Genomic DNA, 10,804 nt, shown 5'->3' on the forward strand with positions numbered 1-10,804 from the left:
CCTGACCGGCGAATTCCCCTACCTCGCCGACGCCAACGGCGACGGCAAAGACGACCTCATCGTCTTCACCAAAAACACCACCAACGACATCTACGTCGCACTCTCCACCGGCACCACATTCGCCCCCAGCACCAAATGGCACGACTACTTCGGCCTCACCAGCGAAACCACACTCTGAGCCCCAGGAGGAACCATGCCGCACGACCGGAACATCTCCCCCACGGTGAGCCGCCGGCGGCTGCTCACCGGCGCCGCCGCGGTCGCGGCGACCGGCGCCCTCGCCGGCGCCTTCACCGCGCCGTCCGCGGCCAGTGCAGCCGTCAACGGGTACGGCCTGCGCATCGTCGACCGCAACGAGAACGGCGGCCGGTTGCAGTACTACCGTTTCGCCACCGACGCGATCGAGTGGGATCCGGCGGTGAACGTGCTGCTGCCCGACGGCTACCACACCAGCCGCAAGCGTTACCCGGTGTTGTATCTGCTGCACGGCGGCAACGCGGACTTCCGCACGTTCCACCTCCAGGACAACATCATCAACCTCACCGCGGGCCGCGAGATCATCGTCGTCATGCCAGACGCCTCCACTGGCTGGTACAGCAACCCGGTCAGCACCAATGTCGGGCCGCGCAACTGGGAGACGTTCCACATCGCCCAGTTGCTCCCCTGGATCGAGGCCAACTTCCGCACATTCCCCGAGTACAACGGCCGCGCCGTGGCCGGCTTCTCGATGGGCGGCTTCGGGGCCCTCAAGTACACGGCGAAGTACTACGGCCACTTCTGCTCGGTCAGCTCCCACTCCGGGCCGGCCAGCCTGCGCCGCGACTTCGGCCTGGTCGTGCACTGGGCGAACATCACCTCGGCCGCGCTCGACCTCGGCGGCGGCACCGTGTACGGCGCGCCCCTGTGGGACGAGGCACGGGTCAGCGCGGACAACCCGATGGAGCGCATCGAGAGCTACCGCAACAAGCGGATCTTCCTGGCGGCCGGCACGTCACCCGACCCGGTCAACTGGTTCGACTCGGTCAACGAGGGTCAGGTACTGGCGGGCCAGCGCGAGTTCCGGGGAGCGCTCAGCCGGGCTGGCATCCCGCACGAGTGGCGCGAGGTGCCGGGCGGCCACTACTTCCGCCACGAACTGTTCGTCCAGGACCTCGCCGGCATGCTCGGCCGGCTGCGCCGCGCCGGCTGACCCACCGGACCTGCGGCGCGTGGCAGGCCGCCACCAATCCGGCGACGGCCTGCCACGCCCGGTCGGCGGACCGCACGCCGCGCGTCCAAGGGGGCTCAGCCCGATCATGAAGTCATCCTCCGCCACCGCGCCGAGGCTACCGACCGCTCAACACGCCTTCTCGACACGGCGGGCCGGGTCGAGAAATTCCGCGCCAAGTACGCCCGTCGCGAACCCCGGGAGCCGCGCTGACCGAGGCGCGCATGCTGCTGCGCGCCGGGTACGCGATGCGCGGCGTCCGTCCGTCCACGACGAGGTTGCTGGTCGAGATCGTGGAGAGGTATCCCCGCCCTGGTACGTGGTCGCGGCTGACGCGACGCCGGCTGGATACTGCCCAGGTGCGGGCTCAGCGGCCGGGACCACCCAGGTCGAGCCGGTCCTCGCGCACCCGGTCGGCCAACTCCAACTTCGTCCGGGTCGGGCGGCCCACCTCGGCATACTTGCGTTTGACCCGTTCCAGATACTCGCGCGCGGTCCCGTAGGCCACGCCCGCGCGGCGCGCGGCGGCCGCCAGGGTGGCCCCGGAGGCGTACGCGGTGAGCACCGCGCGCTCCTGCGGGGACAGCCGCGGCCGGTCGGCGCGGGCGTCGCGGCTGAGCACGAACGCGAGTTCCGGACTGATCGCCGACCCGCCGGACGCCACCTCGCGGATCGCCTCCACCAGCACGTCCAGGGGATGGCTCTTGGTGAGGTAGCCGGCCGCCCCGGCACCGATCGTGGCCAGCACGCCGTCGGCGTCGGGGACCGCCGAGACGACCAGCACCCGCCCGCCGCCGGCCCGGACACGCGCCACGTTGTCCGCCGGGTCGGATCCGTCGCGCAGGTTGAGATCGAGCAGGACCACCCGGGGCGCGTCCGCACCGCCGAGTCCGTCGAGATAGCCGTCGACCGTGGCGGCGACCTGCACCAGGCAGACGTCCTCGACCGGTGCCAGCCAGGTACGCAGCCCGTCGAGCAGCATCCGGTCGTCGTCGATCGCGGCGACAGTGATCATCCGGCCCTCTCACCCGGCCGCCGACGTCCACGCGCCGGGCGGCCAGCTCATCTCGACGGTGGTGCCCTGACCTGCTCCGCTGTCCACCAGCACCTCGCCGCCGGCCTCACCGATCCGCGCGCGCACCGACCGGGACAACCCTAGCCCTGGCCGGATCCGGTCCGGGTCGAAGCCGCGCCCGCGGTCCGCCACCGTGACCCGCAGCCTCGCCGGGTCCGGGTCGTCCGTCCCCGCCGCCGGGCCGGCCACCGTCACCAAGGCGGTCGAGGTGCCGCTGTGCCGGATCACGTTGTTGAGCGCCTCCCGGACCGCGCCGGTGAGCGCTCGCACCACGGCCGGCGGCACGTCCGGCGGGACGTCGGTGACCCGCAGGTGCACCCGCAGGCCGGTCGGCGCCAACTCCCGGATGACCGTGGTGAGCTCGCCGACCAGCCGCATCCCGACCGCGGAACCGGCGGACGCGATCAGGCCACGCAGATGGTCGGCGTCAGCGGCGAGTCGACGCCGCACCACCGGATCACCGGTGTCGACCGCGCCACGGGCGACCGCGTCCAGCGTGGACAGCACGGTGTCGTGCAACATGCGGTGCTGCTGTGCCACCTCCGAGGCGTAGGCGGCGTGCGCCGCGATCCGCTGCCCAGCCTCGGCCAACGCCGCCTCCGCCTTCACCGCCCGTACGGTCGCCCGGTCGGCGCGCAGTGCGGCCTGCCGCAGGGCACCGACCACCAGGCCGGCGGCCGCCGGCACACCCACCAGTGCCAGCAGGTTCCCCGCCGCCCCGGACAGCGCCGCCGGACCCAGGGAGACCGTGGCGTGCACCCCGAGCAGGTAGCCGACCGCCAGCGCGGCGTACCAGGCGAGGGCCTGACGACGCGACAGTGCCAGCGCGACGGTCAGGCCCGCGCCGATCGCGGCCGGCAGGGCCGGATGGCTGAACCCGGTGCCGTGGCCCGGCCGGGTGAGCAGGCCGCCGGCCACGAGGGCGACCAGCGCCACCGTCGCGTCCAGCCCGGCGACCCCCCGGCCCACCGCGCCCTGTCCGTGGACCCACACCAGCACGCCGACCACCGCGAGAGTCTGGACCGCGTACACCGTCACCGCCGCCGGCACCGACCGCAGTCCGGCCGTGCCGCCGGTGAGGACCGCGACCGGCCAGGCGGCGACCTGGCAGATCCGCACCACGACGAACAGCCCGATCAGGCCGGTGGTCAGCGGAATCGCCGGGGAAGGGCCGGGACCGGAGCGGGAAGCGGGCGGAGCGACGGCGGCCGTGGCAGTCATGGCACTCAGCATGCCGGACCGGGCCGGACCGCTGTCGGCAGGACTGCCGACAGCAGTTCGTCCGTCGTGCGGGGGTGCGACCGCACCAGGCATGATCGGGACGGCTCCACCGAATCCTGGTACGACCGGAAGGACAGGCAGATGAGATGTCTCCAGCGGAAGCTACCCGCGCTGGCCGGGATCGCGCTGCTGATCGCGGCGCCCGGTTGCGGCAACCCGGCCGTGCCGGTGAGCGGACCGGACAGCGCCACCCCCACGAGCACGGCTGCCCCGGCGAGCCTGCCGGGCAGCGACCAGGGCGACCGGGTCGAGGTGGACGGCCGGACTGTCGCCGGGGTGGCACCGGGGTGGCACCGGGGCTCGGGTTCCCCGCCGGCAGCAAGGTCGACACCGCGTTCGGCGACCCTGGCTCGGCCACGGTGATCCTCACCGCTCCTCCGCCCGAGCAGGTGCTCGCCCACTACCGCCAGGCGGGCCCGCCGGCCGGATACCCGGTGGGCACCGACACCGGTCAGACTCTGCACCTCGACGGACGCGGGTGGACCGTCGAGGTCATCGCCACCTCGCGCGACACCACAGTCACGTTCGCCCGCAACCGGCCGGCCGAGCAGTCGACCGCGCCGCCACAGGCGGAGGAGCCGGCGCTGACCGGCCGGGATCTGGGCGTGACGAACCTGCCGTTCAACTTCCGGTTCCCGCCGGGCAGCCAGGTGCGCGACCTCTCCGACACCGCCGCCGGCGCCCGGCTCACCCTGGTCGAGCCCGACCCTCAGCGGGTACTCGCGTTCTACCGCACCGCCCTGCCCCAGGGATTCTTCGACGTCACGGGCGACCGCACGACCGGCGGGACCACCATCATCACGTTCGAGAAGGACGACGGTGAGTGGACCGGCACCATCGAGGCTACGGACGACCGGGTCACCGTCAGCACGGTCCATCGTCGATAGGACGACCCTTCCGGCGGCCGGCACGTTCCCGTCCGACGGGCTTCGACGACGAACCGGGGCGGTGAAGGGCAACCGTCGGTGGCGTCAGCTGCGGGGGCCCGGACCGGCCACCTGCGTACCCTGGTCGCGCCGTACCCATCTGGCATCCTTCCGGGACACCCTGCGATCGACGAGCGCCAGCACCGTTGCGGGCCGGGCGAGGGCGAGGGCGGTTGGTCGAGCCGATGCTCATGCTCTGGCCTGCGAACGATGGCGTCGCCAGACGGCAACAACCCCCCGATGTGAGCCCGATCATCGATGCACGAGCACCCTATCCGACTGGGGAGTCGAGGAGAACTGGAGCGCTCCGGGTACGCGCTGCCCTCGAACCGGCGGCGTTCGCCACCGGTCTGGGTGTCGTGACCGCACCGCACGGCCGGCGCGTCCCGGCCGGACGGGGCAGGTCCGGCCGGGGGTCACCACGGGTTCGCCGGCGCCACCAGCAGCAGGCCGGTCGCGGGCAGCCCGGTGGTACCGCCCGTGGTACGGCCCGCCGTTGTCGCGCCGGCCTGCCGGGGCCGGTTGGCCTCACCCGGCTCGACGGCGTGCCCACGCTCGTCGTCTTCTGATCGTCCGCGGCCGTGGGCCGCTCTGCCTGCTCGGCTCCCCGCTCGCGCCTGTCCAACGTGTGTCATGCCGACTCGACTGTGAGGATGATCGGGTGCTGCCCGGTGCTCGGGTCTGACCCGCGTTACGGCCGGCCCTTCAGTGCCTTGAGTTTGATCTGTCGGCTCGAGTCCCGGGGGCTTGCTGCCGCCGGACCGGCGCGACGTGTCCCGATAGGGGCTCCCGCCAACAAGGCGCCGTCACAGCCTGACCATCCTTGCCGGCCCGGCGACGGCCATCCGCTCCCGAGCCGTCAGGAGCCGAACAACCCCGCCCAGCTCGTCGCACCTGCGCGACCTCCGGCACCACCAGTTGTTCTTCGCCGACATGGACCGGCGGACGGCCAGGCCCCGGGCTGCGCCGCGACCCTACGGAGCCAAGGGCCGGCCTCTCAAACCACCACCACCGCCGGCCGCCCGGCCGGTCACTGGATGGATCCAGCCGCCGCTGCTCGACGCCGAAGTGCGCAGCTACCGCTACGCCGCAATCGATCTGCGGCACGGCCCCGCGCCGGACAACCCCTGGCTGGCCTGGGTACTGCACCTGGCCCACACCAACGCGGAAGCCCGTGGCTGGACCCCGGTCACACGCCGGGGAATGCAACGGGTACTGGTAATGCTGCTCGCCGACTACCAGGAAGGCGATCTGATCCGGGTCAGCGGCTTCGCGGACATCGTCGTGCGCCGCTGCACCAACCTCGACTGCGTCATCGAGATCCTCGCCACCTTGGCCGTCGTTGACGATGACCGACCGGCCGCCCTCGAACCATGGCTGCACGCCAAACTCGCCCACCCTCGCCCCGCCCATTCGGCGCGATGTGCTGCGGTGGGCCCGGTCCTGCGCGATGGCGGACCACACGTCCGCGCCCGGCGCGTCGAGACCGTTCGCGGCTATGTTGCCGCTACCGTGCCCGCGCTGACCGACTGGGCGTGGCATCGCGAGCACCTGCGGGAGGTCACCCGCCGCGACGTCAGCACGTATCTGGACAGGCTGCACGGCAACCCACGCCAGACCGCGACCACGCCCTGCGGTCGCTTTTCGGCTGGGCCAAGCACAGCAACCTGATCTTTCGTAATCCGACCGCCCGGGTCAGAGGGCCACGCGTCGATGACGCGATCTGGCAGCCCCTGCGTCCCGACGAGCTGAACCAGGCCGTTACAGCCGCGACAACCCCGCAGGCCCGGCTCTTCCTCGTACTGGCCGCGGTCCACGCGGCGCGCCCCGGCCAGATCCGCGCGATGCACCTCGACGACGTCGACCTGCCTGGCCGGCGCATCACCATCGCCGGTCACGACCGCCCGCTCGACGAGCTGACCCACCACGCACTGCTCGACTGACTCGACTACGGGCGCCGTCATTGGCCGAACACCGCCAACCTGCACCTGCTCGTCAGTACCGAAAGCGCACTGTGGCACGGCGGGTCAGCCACACCTGCGTTTCACGCTGCCCGCCTCCGGTCTGGCCTCGCCGCATCTGGTCTACGGCGAGCGACCCTTCGACGTCTCCGCGAACTCGTTACGGCTGCTGACCACCGTCCCGGAGCCGCTGCCGGTCGACGGGCCGGCGCTCGGCGGTGGTCCGCCGCGTCGGCGGATCGCGCTGTCAGAGTTGACCGCGATCCTGATGCATCTTTCCTGCGGCTACGCCGTGAGTGACCGGGTGGCGGCAGCTCACCGACAGTGCCCGAGGTGGCGGTCCGCCTGGGTAGTCGGAGCGGTCGGGGTGCTCCTGCCCGGGACTGCACCAGCGGCTTACCGGCTGCGCGGCTTCTCCGGGGACGTGCAGGCCGAGGTGATGACCGCATTGCGCTCAACCACGCGGGGGCCCGAGGTGGCGCAGCGGCTACTCAGACTACGCTCACCCGCCGCTCGGACGCCGCTGCGCGCCGGTGAGCCGCGTACGCCCGTGGAGCCGCCGGTGCCGCCGTCGGACGGCGGACACCCCGACGTCGTGCTCGCCCGCACGGTCGCCGCCGGGCTCATCACCACCGCCGAGGCCGACCTGATTGGCGCCACCCGCCTCGAGGACGTGTCGGCGGCCGACTTCGCCGATCGCCCACGGACGCGGCTATTGGGCGTAGCCGAGGAGCGCTCGCGGGCTGAGGAGCGCCTGATCTCACATTCCCGCACCTGGCGATCCTTTTGACCGGCCCCGCTGACGGCGCTGACACCCCGCAACGGCCCGCCGAAGCCCTTCGAAGGAGGACGGCCACCGCGCCGGGCGCAGGTCCACCAGCTTTCCCTCGCTCATTCGCCCAGCCCTACACCTTGGGGCATAGGGCTCCGAACTGACTGGAAGTGATCTTCCGAACGCTTGCGGAATCGCCCTCGTGACCTGCGTCAGGCCTGGGAAGTACTCTTCCGCTGTGAACGTTGCCCGAGAAACCGCCCGCGGTCGACTGGGTCCGCTGCGGGTGCTGCTGGTCGAGGACGATCCTGCCGACGTCGCTCTCATCGAGGACACCTTCGCCACTCACGCCCTGGCCGCTGAGTTGCACCACGTTCCCGACGGGGTAGAGGCCATGGCGTTCGTGCGCCGTCAAGGCCAGTACGCCGACGCTCCGCGCCCGGAGTTGATCCTGCTCGACCTGAACATGCCCCGCATGAACGGCCAGGAGGTCCTCGCCGCGATCAAGGCCGACCAGTGGCTCAAGACGATTCCGGTCGTCGTGTTCACCACTTCCGTGGTCGACGCCGACGTGCTGGCCAGCTACACAGCGCACGCTAGCGCCTACGTCACCAAGCCCATCGGCCTGGACGACTTCGAGCGCGTCGTTGGGCAGATCCACCGCTTCTACGGCCGCACCGCAAGCCTGCCTCCCGATTCCAGCACGGCCTGAGAAATCCTCCGCCCCAAGCGCTGAGCCACCCCCGCTTTCGTGGAGCTTCTTGACCACGGTCTGATGGCCGTGGGGGAGGAAGTCGTCCGTGGCAGCACCGAAGAAGTACCCCGATGAGCTTCGTCAGCGCGCTATGCGCCTGTACCGCGAGTCGGACCCGAAGCCGGTGATCCGGCGCCTGGCCGAGCAACTCGGCGTGCATCACGAGGCGTTGCGGAACTGGATCCGGCAGGCCGAGGCGGATGAGGGTGAGCGTCACGATCGGTCGAGCAGCGAGATGGTCGAGGAGAACCGCCGGCTGCGCAGGGAAGTTAGCGAGCTGCGGCGGGCGAACGAGATCCGGAAGGCTGCGAGCGCGTATTTCGCGGCGGAGCTCGACCCGACCCGGCGACGGTCATGAGGTTCATCGGTGAACACCGTGACCAGTTCGCGGTCGCGCTCCTGCTACGGGTCCTGAACATCGGCGCCTCGACCTACTACGCGTGGGTCAAGCAGGCCGAGCAGCCCTGTGATCGGGACGTGGTCGACCTGGGGCTGATCTCCAACATCTACGAGATCTGGGAGACGTCCGGGCGCACCTACGGCGCGGACCGGGTCCACCGGCAGCTACGCCGTGACGGCATCCGCGTGGGCCGCAAGCGGGTGGAGCGGTTGATGGCGCAGCAGGGCTGGCAGGGGGCGTTCCTGCGTCGAGGCTGGCGCGGCGGCTCCACCCGACAGGATCCCCGGCACACGCCGGCACCGGATCTGGTCAACCGACAGTTCACCGCGACCGGCCCGAACCGCCTGTGGGTCGCCGACGCCACTCGCATCCCTGCGGCGAGGGCGCGTTCTGGCTCGCCGCAGTCCGCGATGCGTTCTCCCGCCGGATCGTCGGCTGGAAGACGTCTGACCGCTGCGACACCGACTTGATCCTCGCCGCCCTCGAATACGGCATCTGGTCGCGCGACGTCCGCGACGGCCAATTGATCCACCACTCGGACAGGGGATCGAACTACACGTCTTTCCGCTTCGCGGAACGCTTGCAGGACAACGGGATCCTGCCCTCGATGGGTTCCGTCGGCGACAGCTCCGACAACGCGCTCATGGAGAACTTCTGGTCAACGTTGAAGATCGAACTCGTCTACCGCACCTCGTGGCGGACCCGCGACGAGGCCGAGAACGCGATCTTCGCCTACATCGACGGTTGGTACAACACCCGCCGCATCCAGAAGGAACTGGGCTACCTCAGCCCGAACGAGTACGAGGCCGCCTGGCACAACCACCAGACCGAACCAGCCGAACCACCTATCACCACCCCTGCACCAGCCGGCAGCAGGTAACCACCGCTCCAACAAAGCAGGGGAAACTCAGGAGTAGCAGCCGCGATAGGAAGCAGAGGGCTAGATCAACCCGATTCGGCTGGCGAACTCACGTACACCTAGTACGGCAGCCGCCGTTCGGGATCATGGCTGGAGTTCGAGGTTGAGGCGTCGGGTGTAGTGGGCTTGGCGGGCTCGGGCTTGATGCTGGCGCCGCCAGTCTGACCAGCGCAGACGGTGGGCGAGGTTGCTGAGCGGGCGGATGATGCAGGCGTTGATCAGGCGCCGGACCTCGTTGACGGTGAGCTTGATCAGTCCGGTGTCGGCCGGGTTGTGGTCGGCGGCGTCGGCGGCGCAGATCGCCAGGACGGCGAGGGCGGCCAGGGCGAGGGTGGTGAACCGGTGCCAGGAGTCCCAGCGGCGGACCTGGTGCTGGTCGAGACCGACCTGGCCCTTGGCAGCTTGGAAGCTCTCCTCAACCGTCCAGCGGATGCCCGCGACCCGCACGAGTTGGGCCAGGGTGGCCGGTTGCGGGGTCCAGCAGCGGTAGAAGGCCAGCTCACCGGTGGTGGTGTTGCGGCGGATCAGGAGGCTGTGGTGGCCGCCGTCGTCGGGGTCGGCGTCGGTGCAGACGTCGTCGAGCCAGGCCCAGTCGTAGAAGCGTGGCCCTTTCGACCCGGCACCGGCGCTGCGACGTTGCCACGCCGAGGCCGGCAGCTCGGCGGCGACCCGGTCAGCCCGAACCCGGGTCTTGCCGCCGTCGAGTGGGACCAGGTGGCTGCGGGACACGGCCAGGACATAACCCAGGCGGTGGTGGCGTAGGTGGGCACGGAAGACGCTGCTGTTGCCATAGGCCTCGTCCGCGGCCGCCCACCCGGCCGGGACGCCGGCGTCGACGGCCGCGGTGATCATGTCGGCGGCCAGCTCGGACTTCGTGGCGAAGGCGACCTCGTCGGGAACCCCGGCGGCCTGGCATCGGTCCCGGTCATCGGTCCACGACACCGGCAGGTAGACCCGGCGGTCGATCAGCGTGTGCCCATGCCGGCTGGCATAGCCGCAGAACACCCCCACCTGCGCATTCTCGATCCTGCCGGCGGTGCCGGTGTACTGGCGTTGCACTCCGATGGTGTGCACGCCCTTCTTCAGGTCCCCGGTCTCGTCCACGACCAGCACCGCGTCCGGATCACCGAACCGGCCCACGACCACCGCCCGCACATCGTCGCGGACCGCATCGGCATCCCACACCGCCCGAGACAACAACCGCTGCATCGCGTCCGGCCGGGCATGCCCGGCCCGCTCCGCCAACTGCCAGCACGTCTTGACCTCGATGTCGGCCAGCAGCCCTGTCACGAACGCCGTCGCCGTCCGACGCGGCTCGACCCGCCCGAAGCGTCCCGCGAACGCATCGCACACCCCGGTCAGGACTTGCCGCCACCGGTCTGGGTTTACGCTGTGGCACGCGGCCACCGCCAGATCTGAAGTCATGTCCACAGCAGACAGACGATCACGCGGTGGCCGCACCTCGTCTACCCGGCCCCACCAGCGACATCTCAAACGGCGGCTGCCGTA

Annotated in this window: 10 protein-coding genes and 2 pseudogenes; 9 read left to right on the plus strand and 3 right to left on the minus strand. The window is 70.9% G+C overall.

Going from position 1 to position 10,804, the window contains the following annotated elements:
- Nucleotides 1-193 precede the first annotated feature (193 nt).
- The gene (locus ABD52_RS34020; protein ID WP_013476115.1) at nt 194-1,189 is read left to right on the plus strand and encodes an alpha/beta hydrolase family protein; all 996 of its coding nucleotides are present in this window, start codon (nt 194-196) and stop codon (nt 1,187-1,189) included.
- A 153-nt stretch (nt 1,190-1,342) separates the two neighbouring features.
- Nucleotides 1,343-1,420, plus strand: a pseudogene (locus ABD52_RS41780) (50S ribosomal protein L31); the annotation flags it as partial.
- A gap of 154 nt (nt 1,421-1,574) precedes the next feature.
- Here the strand turns inward: ABD52_RS41780 and ABD52_RS34025 are convergent.
- Together ABD52_RS34025 and ABD52_RS34030 are read right to left on the minus strand one after the other, a co-directional pair.
- Nucleotides 1,575-2,222: a response regulator gene (locus ABD52_RS34025; RefSeq protein ID WP_047894438.1), complete on the minus strand. Its 648-nt coding sequence runs from the start codon at nt 2,220-2,222 to the stop codon at nt 1,575-1,577.
- A gap of 9 nt (nt 2,223-2,231) precedes the next feature.
- The gene (locus ABD52_RS34030) at nt 2,232-3,503 is read right to left on the minus strand and encodes a sensor histidine kinase (protein WP_041784246.1); all 1,272 of its coding nucleotides are present in this window, start codon (nt 3,501-3,503) and stop codon (nt 2,232-2,234) included.
- A gap of 347 nt (nt 3,504-3,850) precedes the next feature.
- Between ABD52_RS34030 and ABD52_RS34035 the strand changes: the two genes are divergently transcribed.
- The 7 genes and pseudogenes from ABD52_RS34035 to ABD52_RS34060 all read left to right on the plus strand — a co-directional run bounded on the left by ABD52_RS34035 (nt 3,851) and on the right by ABD52_RS34060 (nt 9,256).
- Entirely contained in the window at nt 3,851-4,450 is a 600-nt protein-coding gene (locus ABD52_RS34035; protein WP_047894439.1) for a hypothetical protein, read from the plus strand.
- A 957-nt stretch (nt 4,451-5,407) separates the two neighbouring features.
- The gene (locus ABD52_RS34040) at nt 5,408-6,160 is read left to right on the plus strand and encodes a hypothetical protein (protein ID WP_235437644.1); all 753 of its coding nucleotides are present in this window, start codon (nt 5,408-5,410) and stop codon (nt 6,158-6,160) included.
- A 366-nt stretch (nt 6,161-6,526) separates the two neighbouring features.
- A pseudogene (locus ABD52_RS41205) lies at nt 6,527-7,213 on the plus strand (hypothetical protein); the annotation flags it as partial.
- 247 nt (nt 7,214-7,460) lie between these two features.
- A complete protein-coding gene (locus tag ABD52_RS34050) occupies nt 7,461-7,934 on the plus strand; it encodes a response regulator (RefSeq protein WP_013476110.1) in 474 nt (157 codons plus the stop codon).
- A gap of 88 nt (nt 7,935-8,022) precedes the next feature.
- Nucleotides 8,023-8,334 carry a transposase gene (locus ABD52_RS34055; RefSeq protein ID WP_047894440.1) on the plus strand — a complete coding sequence of 104 codons (312 nt, stop codon included), beginning with the start codon at nt 8,023-8,025 and terminating at the stop codon, nt 8,332-8,334.
- The gene (locus ABD52_RS41210) at nt 8,331-8,846 is read left to right on the plus strand and encodes an IS3 family transposase (protein WP_091331546.1); all 516 of its coding nucleotides are present in this window, start codon (nt 8,331-8,333) and stop codon (nt 8,844-8,846) included. Before ABD52_RS34055 ends, ABD52_RS41210 begins: the two co-directional genes overlap by 4 nt.
- Nucleotides 8,804-9,256 carry an IS3 family transposase gene (locus ABD52_RS34060; RefSeq protein WP_232236821.1) on the plus strand — a complete coding sequence of 151 codons (453 nt, stop codon included), beginning with the start codon at nt 8,804-8,806 and terminating at the stop codon, nt 9,254-9,256. Before ABD52_RS41210 ends, ABD52_RS34060 begins: the two co-directional genes overlap by 43 nt.
- 123 nt (nt 9,257-9,379) lie before the next feature.
- Here ABD52_RS34060 and ABD52_RS34065 read toward each other — a convergent pair whose 3' ends face one another.
- Entirely contained in the window at nt 9,380-10,702 is a 1,323-nt protein-coding gene (locus tag ABD52_RS34065; RefSeq protein WP_047894441.1) for an IS701 family transposase, read from the minus strand.
- Nucleotides 10,703-10,804 lie beyond the last annotated feature (102 nt).

The sequence above is a fragment of the Micromonospora sp. RV43 genome (assembly GCF_001029515.1).
Classification (GTDB): Bacteria; Actinomycetota; Actinomycetes; order Mycobacteriales; family Micromonosporaceae; genus Micromonospora; species Micromonospora aurantiaca.